Source organism: Pseudomonas sp. SIMBA_068 (assembly GCF_046534705.1).
In the GTDB taxonomy this organism is placed as follows: domain Bacteria; phylum Pseudomonadota; class Gammaproteobacteria; order Pseudomonadales; family Pseudomonadaceae; genus Aquipseudomonas; species Aquipseudomonas putida.
Map to the genome: position 1 here is coordinate 703,452 of NZ_JAWRYI010000001.1, position 15,753 is coordinate 719,204.

Annotated in this window: 18 protein-coding genes; 5 read left to right on the top strand and 13 right to left on the bottom strand. The window is 65.0% G+C overall.

All coding sequences use genetic code 11. From position 1 onward, the window contains the following. Positions 1-3 precede the first annotated feature (3 nt). From SB756_RS03275 to purU, 5 genes are read right to left on the bottom strand one after another with little or no spacing between them, the layout of a single operon-like run. Positions 4-2,907 (bottom strand): 2Fe-2S iron-sulfur cluster-binding protein, encoded by a 2,904-nt coding sequence (locus SB756_RS03275; protein ID WP_410910162.1) that lies wholly within the window; start codon positions 2,905-2,907, stop codon positions 4-6. Then, positions 2,904-3,209 (bottom strand): sarcosine oxidase subunit delta, encoded by a 306-nt coding sequence (locus SB756_RS03280; protein WP_410910163.1) that lies wholly within the window; start codon positions 3,207-3,209, stop codon positions 2,904-2,906. The genes SB756_RS03275 and SB756_RS03280 overlap by 4 nt, the downstream gene beginning before the upstream one ends. Positions 3,210-3,220: 11 nt before the next feature. Then, entirely contained in the window at positions 3,221-4,462 is a 1,242-nt protein-coding gene (locus tag SB756_RS03285; RefSeq protein ID WP_410910164.1) for an FAD-dependent oxidoreductase, read from the bottom strand. Beyond that, on the bottom strand, positions 4,444-5,355 hold the full coding sequence (gene folD / locus SB756_RS03290; RefSeq protein ID WP_410910165.1) for a bifunctional methylenetetrahydrofolate dehydrogenase/methenyltetrahydrofolate cyclohydrolase FolD: 912 nt from the start codon (positions 5,353-5,355) through the stop codon (positions 4,444-4,446). The genes SB756_RS03285 and folD overlap by 19 nt, the downstream gene beginning before the upstream one ends. Further along, a complete protein-coding gene (gene purU / locus SB756_RS03295; RefSeq protein WP_016499088.1) occupies positions 5,352-6,218 on the bottom strand; it encodes a formyltetrahydrofolate deformylase in 867 nt (288 codons plus the stop codon). Before purU ends, folD begins: the two co-directional genes overlap by 4 nt. 210 nt (positions 6,219-6,428) lie before the next feature. Between purU and SB756_RS03300 the strand changes: the two genes are divergently transcribed. The 5 genes from SB756_RS03300 (at position 6,429) to SB756_RS03320 (ending at position 9,582) form a co-directional block, all read left to right on the top strand. Further along, positions 6,429-6,830 (top strand): hypothetical protein, encoded by a 402-nt coding sequence (locus SB756_RS03300; protein WP_410910166.1) that lies wholly within the window; start codon positions 6,429-6,431, stop codon positions 6,828-6,830. A 126-nt stretch (positions 6,831-6,956) separates the two neighbouring features. After that, positions 6,957-7,178 (top strand): MbtH family protein, encoded by a 222-nt coding sequence (locus SB756_RS03305; RefSeq protein ID WP_410910167.1) that lies wholly within the window; start codon positions 6,957-6,959, stop codon positions 7,176-7,178. Beyond that, positions 7,175-7,894 (top strand): thioesterase II family protein, encoded by a 720-nt coding sequence (locus SB756_RS03310; RefSeq protein WP_410910168.1) that lies wholly within the window; start codon positions 7,175-7,177, stop codon positions 7,892-7,894. Before SB756_RS03305 ends, SB756_RS03310 begins: the two co-directional genes overlap by 4 nt. A 57-nt stretch (positions 7,895-7,951) precedes the next feature. Beyond that, entirely contained in the window at positions 7,952-8,503 is a 552-nt protein-coding gene (locus tag SB756_RS03315) for a hydrolase (protein ID WP_410910169.1), read from the top strand. A gap of 26 nt (positions 8,504-8,529) precedes the next feature. After that, positions 8,530-9,582: a DUF1615 domain-containing protein gene (locus SB756_RS03320; RefSeq protein WP_410910170.1), complete on the top strand. Its 1,053-nt coding sequence runs from the start codon at positions 8,530-8,532 to the stop codon at positions 9,580-9,582. A 63-nt stretch (positions 9,583-9,645) separates the two neighbouring features. On the opposite strand, the gene SB756_RS03325 is transcribed toward SB756_RS03320, so the two are convergent. From SB756_RS03325 to SB756_RS03360, 8 genes are read right to left on the bottom strand one after another with little or no spacing between them, the layout of a single operon-like run. Continuing rightward, a complete protein-coding gene (locus SB756_RS03325) occupies positions 9,646-10,509 on the bottom strand; it encodes a metal ABC transporter substrate-binding protein (protein WP_410910171.1) in 864 nt (287 codons plus the stop codon). Continuing rightward, the gene (locus tag SB756_RS03330) at positions 10,506-11,405 is read right to left on the bottom strand and encodes a metal ABC transporter permease (RefSeq protein ID WP_016499095.1); all 900 of its coding nucleotides are present in this window, start codon (positions 11,403-11,405) and stop codon (positions 10,506-10,508) included. The genes SB756_RS03325 and SB756_RS03330 overlap by 4 nt, the downstream gene beginning before the upstream one ends. Then, positions 11,402-12,151: a metal ABC transporter ATP-binding protein gene (locus tag SB756_RS03335; protein WP_338744402.1), complete on the bottom strand. Its 750-nt coding sequence runs from the start codon at positions 12,149-12,151 to the stop codon at positions 11,402-11,404. The genes SB756_RS03330 and SB756_RS03335 overlap by 4 nt, the downstream gene beginning before the upstream one ends. After that, positions 12,148-13,050: a metal ABC transporter substrate-binding protein gene (locus tag SB756_RS03340; protein ID WP_341798353.1), complete on the bottom strand. Its 903-nt coding sequence runs from the start codon at positions 13,048-13,050 to the stop codon at positions 12,148-12,150. Before SB756_RS03340 ends, SB756_RS03335 begins: the two co-directional genes overlap by 4 nt. A gap of 16 nt (positions 13,051-13,066) precedes the next feature. Next, positions 13,067-13,636 (bottom strand): DUF6162 family protein, encoded by a 570-nt coding sequence (locus SB756_RS03345; protein WP_016499098.1) that lies wholly within the window; start codon positions 13,634-13,636, stop codon positions 13,067-13,069. After that, positions 13,633-13,953, bottom strand: a complete 321-nt coding sequence (locus SB756_RS03350) for a hypothetical protein (protein WP_341798354.1) — start codon at positions 13,951-13,953, stop codon at positions 13,633-13,635. Before SB756_RS03350 ends, SB756_RS03345 begins: the two co-directional genes overlap by 4 nt. Then, a complete protein-coding gene (locus SB756_RS03355; RefSeq protein WP_341798355.1) occupies positions 13,950-14,489 on the bottom strand; it encodes a thiamine pyrophosphate-binding protein in 540 nt (179 codons plus the stop codon). Before SB756_RS03355 ends, SB756_RS03350 begins: the two co-directional genes overlap by 4 nt. Beyond that, the gene (locus SB756_RS03360; protein WP_341798356.1) at positions 14,486-15,679 is read right to left on the bottom strand and encodes a PepSY-associated TM helix domain-containing protein; all 1,194 of its coding nucleotides are present in this window, start codon (positions 15,677-15,679) and stop codon (positions 14,486-14,488) included. Before SB756_RS03360 ends, SB756_RS03355 begins: the two co-directional genes overlap by 4 nt. Positions 15,680-15,753: the final 74 nt, after the last annotated feature.

Consider the following 15,753-nt stretch of genomic DNA (forward strand, 5'->3'; position numbering starts at 1 on the left):
GGCTCAGAGCTCCTGGCGCAGGTTGTCGGGATCGTGGAACGGCAGTTGCACCACCTTGGCGTGCACCATCGCGCCGCCTTCCACGCGGATCGGGATGTGCATGCCGGGGGTGGCCTGGTGGGCGCCGGCATAGGCCAGGCCGATGATTTGCCCCAAGGTTTGCGAGTACTCGCAGGAAGTGACATTGCCGGTGATGTCCGGCCCGTCCAGTACCAGGTGCCCCTCAAGTGGCTGCGGGCTGCCCTGTGGCAGGGTGAAGCCGACCAGCTTGCGCTTGAGCGGCTGCGCTTCAAGGATTTCGATGGAACGCTTACCGACGAAGAACGGCTTCTTGCGGCCGATGGCCCACTGCATGTCGATCTCTGCCGGGGGGGTCATGCCGTCGGTGTCCTGGCTAATGATCACATGGCCTTTTTCCAGGCGCAGCAGGCGCTGGGTCTCGACACCGAACGGGCGAATACCCAGGTCCGTACCGGCTTGCATCAGGGCGTCCCACAAGCGTTCGGCATGGCGCGCCGGCACATGCACTTCATAGCCCAGTTCACCGACGAAACCGACCCGCAGGATGCGCGCCGAAATGCCGGCCACCTCGCCCTGACGTACGCCGAGGTAGGGGAAGGCTTCTGCCGACAGGTCCACGTCTTCGCACACCTTGGCCAGCACCTGGCGTGACAGTGGCCCGGCCAGGTTGACGGCGGCCAGGGCAGCGGTAACGTTGGTGATGTCCACGTCCAGGCGCCACTGCGCGTTCCACTTCAGCATCTGTTGGTAGATGCGGTCGACACCGCTGGTAGTGGCGGTGACATAGAAGTGTTGCTCGCCCAGGCGTGCGCAGACGCCGTCGTCTATCACCACGCCCTGTTCGTTGGTCATCAGCGCATAGCGGGTGCGGCCGACAGGCAGCTTGGCAAAGCCGAAGGTGTACACGCGCTCCAGCAGTTCTGCAGCGTCGGGGCCGCGTACGTCCAGGCCGCCCAGGGTAGAAACGTCGATCAGGCCGACTTTTTCGCGCACATGGCGGGCTTCTTCCTGCATGCAGCGCTCACGTTCCTCTGGCTTGCCGTAGTAGGCCGGACGTTGCCAGATACCGGCAGGCATCATTTTCGCCCCGGCTTGCAGGTGGCGACGGTGCATGGGTGTTTGCCGGTATGGGTCGAAGGCACGACCGGCGACATGCGCCAGCTTTTCGGCCTGGAACGGTGGGCGCGCGGTGGTCACCCCGGTCTCGCTGATGCTGCGGCCAGTGGCATGGGCGACCAGGCGTGCAGTGGGCAGCGCCGAGTGGCGCCCCTGGGACGGGCCCATGCCGACCGTGGAGAAGCGCTTGACCAGTTGTATGTCACGGTAGCCACTGCGGGTGGCGTTGACGATGTCGCGCACTTGCAGGTCTTCGTCGAAGTCGACGAAATCCTTGCCTTTGGGGTGCGGGAAAATCGGCCAGGGGAAATTGACCTTGGCTTCGGCGCTGAACACCGGCTGCGACGGCGCTTGCAGGCCCAGCGCTGCCAGTGCATCGGCGGCCCCGCGTGTGGCATCGGCCAGCACGTTGGCCAGCGCGTGACGGCCGTTCACCGAGCCTGCGATATCCAGCCCGGCCGGCAGGTGGCTGAGGGTGAACTCGTCACGGTTGACGTCATAGGCCAGCTTGCCACCGGCCTGGCACAGCAACTGATACACCGGCATGTAGCCCGCCGACATGCACAGCAAGTCGCAGGCCAGGCGCAGGCCATGCGCGCCGACCTTGCCCTGGCCGGTGATCGGGCGAATGTCCACCCCGCTGACATGGCGCATGCCTGTTTCGTGCAGCGCTTCGTACACCGTGCTGCCCAGGTGCACGGGGATATCGCGGCGCTTCAGTTCGGCAGCCAGTGCGGCATCGGCTGGCGCTGCGCGCATATCGACCACGGCAGCCACGGCCACGCCTTGCTCCTGCAGGTCGAGGGCGGCCAGGTAGCCATCATCGTGGCCGGTGAGGATCACCGCGCGCTGGCCCGGCTTGACCGCGTACAGCTTCATCAGCCGCTGGGCGGCGCTGGTCAGCATCACCCCCGGCAGGTCGTTGTTGCGGAACACCACCGGCTGGTCGAACGAACCGGCCGCCACCAGGCAACGGCTGGCGCGTACCTTGTACAAGCGCTTGTGCTGGATCACCGGCAGGTAATTATCGGTGAACCAGCCGTTGCAGGTGGCCTCCAGCAGCACCTGGATGTTCGGGTGGCCCTCGAGGGTGGCCAGCAGCTCCTGGCGCAGGCTGGCGGCGCGGGTGCCGGCGATGTCGAAGCGGGCGTAGGTAAGCGAGCCACCCAGCACAGGCTGTTGTTCGATCAGCAGCACCTTGGCCCCGGCATTGGCCGCGTCCAGCGCGGCGCGCAGGCCGGCGGGGCCGCCGCCGATGACCGCCACATCAACGAACAGGTAGGCTTTGTCGTAGTACTGCGGCTTGAAGCCAAGGTCGAGCACGCCCAGGCCGGCCTTCTTGCGAATCAGCGGCTCCCACACCTTCCACATGCCCTTGGGCTTGTAGAAGGAGCGGTAGTAGAAGCCCACCGGCATGAAGCGTGAGAACTTGCCCAGGTAGGCGTCGCGGTCATGCGTCAGGCTGCCGTTGAAGTTCTGCCCTTCGACCACCTGGCCCTCGCGGGCGGCTTCCAGGTCGGCCAGCACGTTAGGTTCTTCAGGCAATTGCACCAAGGTGTTGGCGTCCTGGCCGGCCATGCTCAGCGGGCCGCGTGGGCGATGGTATTTGAACGAGCGCGACAGCAGCCAGCGGCCATTACCCAGCAGGGCGCTGGCAATGGTGTCACCGGCAAAGCCTTGGCAGGCCTGGCCGTCGAACTCGAAGCGCAGGGGCCGCTCGCGGTCGATCAGCAGGCCCATGGGCACGGGGAGGCGGGTAGGGCTGTTCATCCGGCGATCTCCGGGGTGGCGGCGGGGGTGAAGTCGACGCGGCGGTCGAACAGTGCTTTCGGGTCGAAGGTGCGCAGCACCTGGTCGCTTCCCGTGTGGCGCTCGGCCAGGAACCAGTAGCTGGAAGCGTTGTGCAGCCACCACTCGGTCACCACCCCGGCCAGGTTGTCGCTGTTGAACACATAGTCGGCCCACTCGGCGTCGCTGCAGCTGGCGGGGTCGGGCATGTGCTTGAGCTCGCCGCCGTAGGTGAACTCGCTGATGTTGCGCGGGCCGTTCAAGGGGCAGGTCAGGATCTTCATCGTCGTTGCTCCTAGTGGCTGGCCGCAGTGGCGCCCATTTCGTTGACTTGCTGGAAGCGGCTGAAGCGCTCCAGGGCGAAGGGGGCGATCATTTTGGGTACCTTGCCGCCGCTGGCCACCAGCTCGGCCATGGTCTTGCCGCAGATGGGCGTGGCCTTGAAGCCCCAGGTTCCCCAGCCGGCGTCCAGGTAGTAGTTGTGCACTGGCGACAGGCCCATGATCGGGCTGTAATCCGGGGTCATGTCGGTCATCCCGGCCCACTGGCGCATCAGCTTGGCGTTGGCCATGAACGGGAACATCTCGATGGCGTGGGCCAGCAGGCTTTCCTTGAGGTCGAGGGTGGAGCGGGTGTTGTACAGCGGGTAAGGGTCGGAGCCGCCGCCAAAGACGATTTCCCCACGGCTGGTCTGTTGCACATAACAATGCAGCGCCGACGAGCTGACCAGCGGATCGAGAAATGGCTTGAACGGTTGGGTGACCATGGCCTGCAGCGGGTAGGTGTGGATCGGCGCACGGATGCCTGCCTTGGCCATCAGCAGCGAACTGGCGCCGGCCACGGCCTGGACCACGCAGCCGCACTGCACCGTGCCACGGTTGGTCTTCACCGCTTCGATGCGGCCATTGCGAATCAGCAGGTCCTGTACTTCGGTCAGCTGGTGGATTTCCACGCCGCGCTTGGCCGCCTGTTTGGCGTAGCCCCAGGCCACTGCGTCATGGCGTGCGGTGGCACCGTCGATGTGCCACAGGCCTGCCAGCACCGGCAGGTGGCCAGGGTCGAGGTTGAGGCTGGGCACCAGTTCGCGAATCTGTTGGCGGTCGATCATTTCGGTGCGCCCGCCAAAGTGTTTGTTGACCTCGGCACGCTGGCGGAAGGCGCGCACGGTGGCATCGGTGTGCGCCAGGGTGAGCTGGCCGCGCTCGGAATACATGATGTTGAAGTCGAACTCGTTCGACAGGTTCTGGAACATGCGCACCGATTCTGCGTAAAAGCGCACACCCTCGCTGGTGAGGTAGTTGGAGCGGATAACCGCGGTGTTGCGTGCGGTGTTTCCGCCTCCCAGGTAGGCCTTTTCCAGCACGGCGACGTTGGTCACGCCGTGGTACTTGGCCAGGTAGTAGGCGATGGCCAGGCCGTGGCCGCCGCCGCCAATGATCACCACGTCATAACGAGGCTTGAGTTCGCACGGTGGCGGCAGGTCGACCTCCACCGGGTAGTCGGCACTCAGGCCGTATTTCAGCAGGGCGAAAGGCATGCGGTGCGCTCCTGGTGGGCGGCCTGTTGCTGCAGGTCGAGGGCGAGCAGGGTATTTTTCATCAGGTAGGCGATGGTCATCGGGCCGACGCCACCGGGCACCGGAGTAATGCCGGCGACCTGGGGCAGGGCAGCGGCGAAGTCGACATCACCGACCAGGCGGCTGTGGCCGCCATCATCGACGCGGTTGATGCCGACGTCGATCACCACCGCGCCGGGCTTGAGCCAGTCGGCACCTATCAGCCGAGGTTTGCCCACTGCGGCCACCAGGATGTCGGCCTGGCGGCACAGCGCCGGCAGGTCGCGGCTGCGCGAGTGCACCACGGTCACCGTGCAGTCGGCCTGCAGCAGCAGGGCAGCCATGGGCTTGCCGACAATGTTCGAGCGGCCGACCACCACCGCATGCTTGCCGCGCAGCTCGCCACAGGCGTCGCGCAGCAGGCGCATGCAACCACTGGGGGTGCACGGGATGAGCACATCGCGGCCCTGGGCCAGGCCACCAACGTTCTCGCTGTGGAAGCCGTCCACGTCCTTGAGCGGGCTGATGGCTTGCAACACAAAGTGCTCGTCGATGTGCGCGGGCAACGGCAGTTGCACGAGGATGCCGTTTACCTCCGGGTCGCGGTTCAGGCGGTCGATCAAGGTCAGCAGGTGGGCCTGGGTGGTGTCGGCGGGCAGGCGATGTTCCAACGAGCGGATGCCCACCTCTTCGGCGCGCAGCACCTTGTTGCGTACGTACACCTGGCTGGCGGCATCGGCGCCCACCAGCACCACGGCCAGGCCTGGTTGCACGCCGCCCTGGCGCAGTTCCTGCACCTGCGCGCGCACTTCGGCCAGCACCCGCGCGGCGGTGGCCTTGCCGTCGATCAGCTTGACGCTGGGAGGGGCGCTCATTTGAAGATCACCGTGCGGTCGTGGTTAAGGAACACCCGGTGTTCCAGGTGGTATTTCACGGCGCGGGACAGGGCGATGGTCTCGGTGTCGCGGCCGATGGCCACCAGGTCGTCTGGCGCGTAGGCGTGGTCAACGCGCTGTACTTCCTGCTCGATGATCGGGCCCTCGTCCAGGTCGCTGGTCACATAGTGGGCGGTGGCGCCGATCAGCTTGACCCCGCGCTGGTAGGCCTGGTGGTAGGGCTTGGCCCCTTTGAAACCGGGCAGGAACGAGTGATGGATGTTGATCGCCCGGCCCGACAGCTGGCGGCACAGGTCATCGGAGAGGATTTGCATGTAGCGCGCCAGCACCACCAGTTCGGTGCCGGTGTCCTCGACGATGCGCAGCAGCGCGGCTTCCTGTTCGGCCTTGGTGTCTTTGCTCACCGGCAGGTAGACGAAGCGAATGCCCTGGCGCTCGGCCATCGGGCGCAGGTCCAGGTGGTTGGAAACCACGGCGGTGATGTGCATGTCCAGCTCGCCCTTGGCGTGGCGGTACAGCAGGTCGGACAGGCAGTGGTCAAACTTGCTCACCATCAGCAGCACACGCATGGGCCGGGCGCTGCTGTGCAGGCTCCATTGCATGTCGAAGCGTTGGGCCACGTCGGTAAAGCCGGCCTCCAGCTGCGGCGTGTCACCGCTGATACCGGTGTTGAAGCGGAACACGGCGCGCATGAAGAAGCGCCCATTGTCCTCGTCGTCGAACTGCGCCATCTCGCTGATGTAGCAACCGTGCTCGGCCAGGTAGGTGGTCACCGCGGCGACGATGCCAGACACGGCCGGGCAACTGACGCGCAGGATGAAGTGATCGGGAGCGGGGTGCATGTCGGATAGGCCTCGTGATGGAGTGGGGCAGGTCGGGCACAAGGGCAAAAGAAGCTTCGCGAGAGCGCGAAGTGGTGTTTCTTCGTAGGAATATAAATTTCCTTTAGGCGATTTATAGGCGAAATGAGGGGTGCCGGTCTAGCGGTTTGTGAAATTTTTTATCCTGACAGGAAAGTTTTTTTGAAGCCTTTGCCGGGCTATGCTTGCTCCATGACTACACCACCGCCTCTGCGCCAACCTTGCCCTCCTGGTGCCTGCGACTGCGGCCGCGAATACTTGGTCGATCACCCGCAGGCGGCCGGGCGCATCCTCCTGCTGACCCGACAGGAAGAAAAGCGCCTGCTTGAACGCCTGGAAAACCTCAAGGACCTCGAGGACCTGCAACGCCTGCAGCAACGCCTGTACGAAAACCTCGGCATCCGCGTGCACATTGCCCCCGGCTACAACGAAGTGCGGACCATGCGCGGTATCGTCATTGAACTGGATGACCAGCCGGGTCTGTGCCGCAAGACCCGGCAGTCGATCCCGGCAGCAATTCGGCGCGGGCTGGAGCGCAACCCGCAGGTGGCCTTCCGTCTGCTGGATACCCACGACCTGCTGCGTGATGCCTGAAGTGGTAGCCGCTCCTACAGGGGCTCGAGTCAGGCCTACACTAATTTTTTTGCCACTTGCTACGTCTACTTGAAAGCCCCCCTGCACCAGGCGTGCGGCGGCACTTACCATTCAAGGAGACAGGCAATGACTTCCGTTTTCGACCGCGACGATATTCAGTTCCAGGTAGTGGTCAACCACGAAGAGCAGTACTCGATCTGGCCGGACTACAAGGCCATCCCCAACGGCTGGCGGGCCGTGGGCAAGAGTGGTTTGAAAAAGGACTGCCTGGCCTACATCGACGAGGTGTGGACCGACATGCGCCCGCTGAGCCTGCGTCAGAAAATGGCCGAAGCCGCTATTCAGTGACTGCCCTGAACCTGCTGTGCCTGCCGTATTCCGGGGCCAGCGCCATGGTCTACAGCCGCTGGCGGCGCAAGCTGCCAGCCTGGCTGCAAGTACGCCCGGTGGAGCTGCCCGGCCGTGGTGCGCGCATGGCCGAGCCGCTGCACATCGACATGCAAGCCCTGGCCCGGCAACTGGCCAGCGAGCAGCGCCTGGCGGCCAGTGCCCCCTATGCGCTGCTCGGGCACAGCCTGGGCGCGCTGCTGGCCTTCGAGCTGGCCCATGAACTGCAGGCATTGGGCTGCCCGTCACCCTTGGCGCTGTTCGCCTGCGGCACGGCGGCGCCCACGCGTCGTGAGGACTACGACGGCAAGAGCTGGCGCGAGCCCAAGAGTGACGCCGAGCTGATCAGCGAGTTGCGCGAGCTTCAGGGTACGCCCGAGGAAGTGCTGGCCAATGCGGAGCTGATGAGCCTGACCTTGCCGACCCTGCGTGCGGACTTTTTGCTCTGCGGCACCTACGCCTACCGCCAGCGACCGGCGTTGCAGTGCCCGCTGCACGTGCTGGGCGGCGCGGATGACCGGGCCAGCGACGAGCAATTGCAGGCCTGGCGCCAGGAAACCCACGGCGAGTTCTCGCTGCGGATGTTCCCCGGCGGCCACTTCTTCATCCATGAGCAGGAGGACCATGTGCTCGGCGCGCTGACTGCTTCGCTGGAACCGCTTCGGCTTTCTGCCTGATTGACGTCACCGCTTGCCTGGGGGAGGCTAGGCCTTTTCCCAGGCAAGGGGCGGACAATGCTGATCGATCCACACAAGGCCACGCTGCTGGTCGTCGACATCCAGGAAAAACTCATCGGCGCCATGAGCGACCCCGAGGGCACCCGGGCACGGGCGCGCTGGTTGCTGGCTGCGACTGCCGAGCTGGAGTTGCCGACGGTGATTTCCGAGCAGTATCCCAAGGGGCTGGGGCATACCGTGGCGGATCTTCTGGCCGCAGCCCCGGCAGCCGAAGTGGTGGAAAAAAGCCATTTTTCCTGCGTGGCCGCCGAGTGCCTGCCGGGCAGCCTGATGGCGCGGGAGCAGGTGATCGTTTGTGGTATGGAAACCCATGTCTGCGTGCTGCAGACGGTGCTTGGCCTGCTGGCGTTGGGCAAGCAGGTGTTCGTGGTCGAGGATGCCTGCGACAGCCGCACGCCGGCCAGCAAGGCGGCGGGGCTGGCGCGCATGCGTGCTGCCGGGGCCCAGGTGGTGACCCGCGAGATGGTGCTGTTCGAATTGATGGGCAGTGCTAGCCACCCGCTGTTCCGCCACATCAGCAAAACCTATCTGGTCGGTGAACAGCCCTGAACGGCCGGTTACTGGCTGCCGGGTTGATGGCCCTGGCGCTGCTGCAAGGTTGTGCCGGGCGCCGTGAACAAGCACCGGAAGCAGACCCGGCCAAGGTCCGCGCCCAGCTGCTGCGGTTGCTGCCTGCGCAGGCCAGGGACCGCGAGGGCTGGGCCAGGGACATTCAAGTGGCATTCGAAGCCCAGCGCATTGCACCGAGTAAAAGCAACCTTTGCGCCGTGTTGGCGGTGACCGAGCAAGAGTCGACCTTCACTGCCGACCCGCAGGTGCCCAACCTGGGGCGTATCTCCCGTGAGGAAATCGACCGCCGTGCCGCACGCCTGCATATTCCCAGGCTGCTGGTCGACGGCGCTCTGAAAACACCTTCGGGCAACGGCCAGAGCTACCAGCAGCGTTTGCAGGCAGTGCGCAGCGAGAAGCAGCTGAGCGAGCTGTATGACGAGGTCATTGCCCGTGTGCCGCTGGGCAAGACTTTGCTGGGCGGGCTGAACCCGGTGCACACCGGCGGGCCGATGCAGGTCAGCATCGACTTCGCCGAAAAGCATGCGCAGGCTTACCCCTACAGCCATGACGGCACGATTCGCCAGGAAGTGTTCACCCGGCGCGGCGGTATGTATTTCGGTATTGCCCACCTGTTGGGCTACCCGGCCAGTTATGAACGCCAGTTGTACCGTTTTGCCGACTTCAACGCAGGCTGGTACGCCAGCCGCAACGCGGCGTTCCAGGCGGCATTGAGCAAGGCGACCGGCGTGCCGCTTGCCCTCGACGGCGACCTGATTGCACCGGGGGCGATCATGCCAGGCACCACCGAGCAGGCCGCGAGAAAGTTGGGGGTGAAGCTGGGGCTGCGTAACCCGCAGATTCGCAGCCAGCTGGAGGAGGGCGACAGCCTGGCGTTCGAAGACAGCAAACTGTACAGCGGAGTGTTTGCCCTGGCGGATGCCAAGGCCGGTAAACCGGTGCCACGGGCGGTATTGCCGGGGATCGAGCTGAAGAGCCCGAAGATCACCCGCAAGCTGACCACGGCATGGTTTGCCGGGCGGGTGGATGAGCGTTATCAGCGGTGCATGAAGCGTTAGTCATGTGTTGCCTGTGCCGGCCTCTTCGCGGGTAGACCCGCGAAGAGGCCAGAGCAGGCACCGTCAGCTTTCGCCCAATGCCCCAACCACCTGGTCGACACTGGCCTTCAACCCTGCAAACGCATCGTCAGGGTCACTTTCCACCACCACCAGTTTCGCCCCGGCTGCCTTGATCACTTCGGCCACCGCCGCGTCCGGCTGTCGGTGGTCCAGCACCAGCGCCACATCCTGCGCTTTCAGATTTTCCTCCAATGCCTTGAGCGCGACAGCATCCCACTCGGCCGGCAGCGGCTGCTCCACCACGTCCAGGTTCAACCCGCTGGCGAGGTAACCCAGCCGCTCGGACAGGCTCACCACGGTCAGGTTGTCGACCTTGGCCAGGCGTGTCTGGCTGCTGGCCGAAAGCTCCAGCAACTGGCGTTTGAGGCCCGCCAGGTTGCCCTGGATTTTCGCTTTGTCACTTGGGGCCAGGCGCTCCAGATCGTTGGCCACCACATCGGCCATACGCCCCAGGTTGGTCGGGTTGAGCCAGGGGTAGGCGCCATAGGCGTCATCACCCGAGACCGCAATCCCTGGCAGCGCACCGTCCACCGGCCGTGCGGCATCGATTTCGACGATGCGGATGTTGCTGCGCCGGGCCATCGGGTACAGCGGGTCGTCACGCCAGATCGAACGCACGCCGATCACTGCGTCGGCCTGTTGTGCTGCTTTTTCCAGGCTGGCCCCGCCGCGCCCGCTGAAGTACGACGGCTGGCGGCTGGCCGGCAGGTTGGCCGGCGCCGCACGTTTTAGCTGTACGGCAGTGCCGTCGAGCAGGGCGCTGGCCAGGCTGTGGGTGACGGGCAGGGTGGTCAGCACTTGTGTGGCAAAAGACAGTGACGGCAGGCCGGCCAGGGCCAGCGTCAGTGTCAGGCGTTTGAAGTTCATGCCGGGTTTCCTTGCAGGCGGGGGACGAGGGCGCGGGCCAGGGCGGCCAGGGCAAAGCACATGCCGGCGACCAGGATGATCGCGGCGCCTGACGGCACCGGCAGGTCGAAAACGATCGGCAGCAGGATGCCAAACAGGGTGCTGATGGTGGCAATCACCACCGACAGGAAGAAAAAGCCCTTGAGCGACTGGCTGACCAGGCGTGCGGCGGCAGCGGGGATGACCAGCAGCGCACCGACCAGGATGGCCCCGATCACCTTCACAGCGGCCACGGTCACCAAGGTCACCAGCACCACGAACAGGTAGTCCAGGGTTTTCACCGCCACCCCGCGCACGGCCGCCAGCTGTGGGTTGAAGCTGGCCAGCATGATGCGGTTGTACAGCGGCAGCGCCAAGGCCAACACCAGTACCGCGACGATGCCCAACACCACCAGGTCCTGGCCGCTGACGGTCAGCACCGAGCCGAACAGCACGTTTTCGAGGATGTGCACGTTGATCTTGCCAGCCAGCATCAGCAGCAGGCTGGCGCCCAGCGCCAGCGACACCGACAGGAACACGCCGATCAGCGTGTCCGGCGACAGCCCGGTGCGGTTGCGCAGGAAGTTGAGCAAGATGCCGAACAGCAGGCAGTAGCCGAACAGGCTGCCATAGGGGCCGGTGTAGGGCTCGCCCAGCAGGATGCCGATGGCCACGCCGGTCAGCGCGGCATGGCCCACTGCCTCGGAGAAGAAGGCAAAGCGCTTGACCACCACCAGGGTGCCCAGGCCGCCCAGCACCGGGCCGATCATCATGCCGGCCAGCAGGGCGTTGACCACGAAACCGTAGGCCAGTGCCTCGGGCAGGTAACCAGCGGTAGCCCATTCCTGGACCAGTTGGCGAAATGCTTCAAAACTCATGAGGCAAGGCTCTCGCTACGCGGGTGAACAGAGAACAGGCCGAGCAGGCGCTCCGGGGTCAGGGCCTGGACGGGTGGGGCGTCGAACAGCACCTTGCGGCTCAGGCCGGTTACCCGGTCAGCAAGGCGCAGCACGGCTTCCAAGTCGTGTTCGATCCACAGCACGGTGGTGCCAGCCTGGCGCCAGCCCTTGAGCAACTGCTCGAACACCTGGATACCGGCTTCATCGAGTGCCGACATGGGCTCGTCCAGCACCAGCAACTGCGGCTCGGGGATCAGGCCCTGGGCCAGCAGCACGCGCTGGCGCTCGCCCCCGGACAACGCACCCATGCGCCGCTTGCGCTTGTCGAGCATGCCGACCCGCGCCAGCGCCGCGTCGATGGCCGGTTGCACGCGCCGCGACAGGCCGAGAAAGGCCGGGCGGCGCTGGCACATGGCGGCCATGAAGTCGTCCACGGTCATTGGCAGGCCGCGGTCGAACTCCAATGCCTGCGGCACATAGCCGATCACTTCGCGTTCGCTTGGCCAATGCAGGGTGAGTTGGCCCTGATGCGGCATCTGCCCGAGCAGGGTCTTGATCAGCGAGCTCTTGCCGCCGCCGTTGGGGCCGACGATGGCGTGCACGCTGCCAGCGGCCACGCTGAAACCGACCTGTTCCAGGATGCGTGTGCGGCCCAGCGTCAGGTCGATGCCGGCGAACTCGATGCGCGGCCCGAAGCCCGTCACCAGGTTGGCGGCGGCGGTCATGCGCGGTTCTCCTGGATGGCGCGGACCACGGTGTCGAGGTTGCGCTTCATTTCCACTTCGTACTTGTCCTTGGTGTATTCGCCATAGGAGATGTGCGTGAGCGGGTACAGACGCACGCCAGATTCGCGCTGGATGGTCTCGACGTAGGCCGACGGGAAGTCCATTTCCGAGAAGATCACCCGCACGTCCAGGGCCTTGAGCTGGTCGATGGTCTTTTTCAGCTGGGCCGGGCTGGGCTCGATGCCATGGGCAGGCTCGACCACGGCCGTCACCTCCAGGCCGAAGTCGCGTACCAGGTAGTCGTAGGCGGCATGGATGGTGGCAACCCGGAAGGTGGCGCTGGGCGCCTCGGTGACCTTGGCCAGGGCTTCGGCACGCAGCCCGCGCAGGCGCTTGGCGTAGGCGCGGGCGTTTTGCGTGTACAGCTTGGCGTTGTCCGGGTCGAGCTTGCCCAGTTCGCGGGCGATGTTGTTGACCTGGGCGATGGTGGTGCTGATCGACAGGAAAGTGTGCGGGTTGACCACCTTGCCTGCGCCACGGGCGGCAATGCCGGTGGCCGCCAGCAACGGCACGTTCTGGTTGGCTTCAATGGTGTTGATGCCGGGCTTTTCGCTGGCGGCGATCATGCGGTCGGCGAAGTCGTCGTGGCCGACACCGTTGAGCACCACCACATCCAGGGTGCCGATGCGCTTGATGTCCTCGGCCCGTGGTTCGTAGGCGTGGGGGTTGAAGCCCGCTGGAATCAGCGGTACCACTTCGGCCTTGTCGCCGACGATGTTGGTCACGTAGCTGTAGTAGGGGTGCAGGGTGATGCCGATGCGCAGCGGCTTGCCGTTATCGGCCAGGGCCATTGCCGGCAGGGCAAGGGCCAGGAGCAGGGCGAGGGCGGAGCGGAACATGGGGAAGTCCTTGGGTTCAGTGACGGTGTTCGCGGGTAACCCCGGCGTCGTAGTGGCTGACCACCTGCTGCCAGCCAGCGGCGATCAGGGCCGCCTGGCCGAGGTCGTCCGGGGTCATGGCGGCGCTGTCGCGGCGCAGCCAGACATCGGCCTGGCCAGTGCTGTCGGCCGGCAGGATCAGCAGCAGGCTGCCGGCGACTTCCGGGGCCTGGCTGCGGCCCAGGTAAGCGCCGGGCTCCAGCCACGACCATTGGTGGCCGCCGCGGCTCTGGCTGCCGGCATCGACCACGAAGGGTGGCAGGCCTTCTTCGGCCAGGGCCTGCACGCTAGGCACGGCAGCGTTTTCTTCACGCAACAGCTGGATTTCGTCGAAGGCCACCCGCAGGTCGGTGTACAGGCCTTGTTCGGCGGCGGTGAGGTCACGCCGGGCGTCGATCTGGTGGCTGGCGATGGTCTGTTCGTCTTCGCGCTCGCCACGCAGCAGCACTACGCTGGCAGCGAGCACCACAATCAGCAGGCTGATCAAAAGCACGTACAGGGTTTCGTGCCCGGCGCCGGCCGGGCGAATCACTTGGGCGCGGCTCATGGCTGGGCGATATCGGCGTAGTCGACTTCAACCACGTGCCCGGGGCCTGCATCGAACAGCACGTAGAACTCGCCGTCCGGGCGCTTGAAGGTGAGCGTCGAGTCGTCGCCAAGCTTGCCGCCGACCAGCACTTGCTCGTCATAGCCGATCACATCCAGGGTCACCCCCGGGGCACCGCTGCCGTCCGAGAAACCGCCGGTGCACTTGACCTGGCCGCCGGCCGTTTCTTCGCATTCGCACATCGGGTTGTGCGCCAGGGCGGGGCCGGCGGCCAGCACCAGCAAGGGCAGGGCGAGGGATCGCATCAGCTGTTTCATTTCTTGCCTCCTTGTTTTTCGAGCCAGGCCACGGTGGCTGGCGATGCTTTGGCCAGGGGGACCGACGCCTGGTGCATGCTGCCGTCCCAGCCTTCCAGGGTGATCCAGATCTGTGCGTCGGGTTTGGTGCGGGGCGGGATGGGCAGGTTGGTGCCCATGCGATAAGGCGCACCGAAGAAGATCGTGCCGGCGGCACGCAGGCTGCGCGGTTTGCCTATGCGCAGGTAAACGGCCTTGACGTCATTGATGCAGGCTTTGCATAGCGCCGCGTTGAAGGATTTGAAATTGCCAGCCGGGCCGTCTTGGCGTGGTGCTTCGTCACGCAGTTCAGCCAGGTCCAGGGTATAGGGGCCTGCCTGGATACCGGTGATCATGTTGGCCCCCAGCCCGGCGTCGCCACGGAACAGCTTTGCGTCGTTGAAATACTTGGGCATGAAGCCCAGCGGCACCAGGATCAACAGGATGTTCAGGTGAAAACGCCACTTCAGCCACCATTGCTTCAGTGGGCGGGCGGGCACGGCCTGGGCGTGGCTCATGGTTGGGTCTCCAGGGAGGTCTGGGCGCGCGCAGCGCGGGGTGTGCGTTCGCTGCGCTTGAGGGCGGCGGCGGTGGCCTGCGCGGTGCGTTTGGTCCAGATCAGCAAGCCGCTGAACACCATCAGGGTGAGCACCAGGCCGAAGAAGAACCAGATCAGCTTGATCGGCAGGCCGCCGAAGTCGCCGGTGTGCAAGGGGCGCATGGACTCGGTGACGAACTCCAGCGTCGAGCGGTCGCTGAGCAGGAACTGGCTGTCGACGTTGCGCGTGTAAGGGTTGACGTGGGCGCTCTGGAACATCAGCGGATACCAACCGCGCCCGCCCATTGAAACATGGCTGTAAGCGGTGGACGGCAACGAAACGAAGCTGATTTCGAGGCCCGGGATGGCCAGGCCGGCGATGCGCGCTGCCTCATCAATGTCAATGCGCGGGGCAGGGCTGCCATCGGGTGTTTGTGGCACATCTTCGCGGGCGATCACTGGCACGATGGGCCGGCTGGAAATGGTGATGTGGTTGTCGAACAGGATTGCCTGGATCAGGAACCAGGTACCGGTAATGGAAATGACCGCAATGAACCAGATCGACCAGACGCCCGCCAGGCGATGCAGGTCGCCCCAGAAGATGCGCGAGCCATGCCCCGTGCGTACCGGTTTGAAGAAGCCCTTCCAGAACTTCTTGTACACCACCAGCCCGGTCACCAGCGATGCCAGCATGGGCAAGCCGAGAATCGACACCAGGTACCAGCCCCAGCTGAAACCGTTGGTGAAGGGCACCAGCCACCAGCCGTGCAGGGCGCGGGTGAAGCCTTCGAAGTTGAAGTCGGGGGATTTGCCCTGGATGGCGCCGGTGTACGGGTTGACGTACAGCGTCGGGCTGGTGCCGTCTGGCAATGTCACATCCGCCGTGAGGGCAAAGTGAGAGCCGTCGGGTTGTCTGAGCGACTCCACGACCATGTCCGGATCGGCTTTGTGCATGGCGTCCAGCACCTGCTGGAAGCTGAGGCGCTCGGCGTCGGCGTAGGGCTTGCTGGCACGCACATCGGAGTTGGCGAGCCAGACAATTTCCTGGCTGACCACGGCGAGCATGCCGGTAAAGCAGACGATCAGCACAAAGAACCAGATCGGCAGGGCGAGCCAGCTATGGACCAGGAACCACAGCCTGGATTTGGATTTTTTCGGTGATTTGGCCATCAGACGGTCTTCTGCATTGGGTGGTCGAGCGTGTGCCCAACCAAAGAGGGCTGTACTGATAAGGACGAATGAGA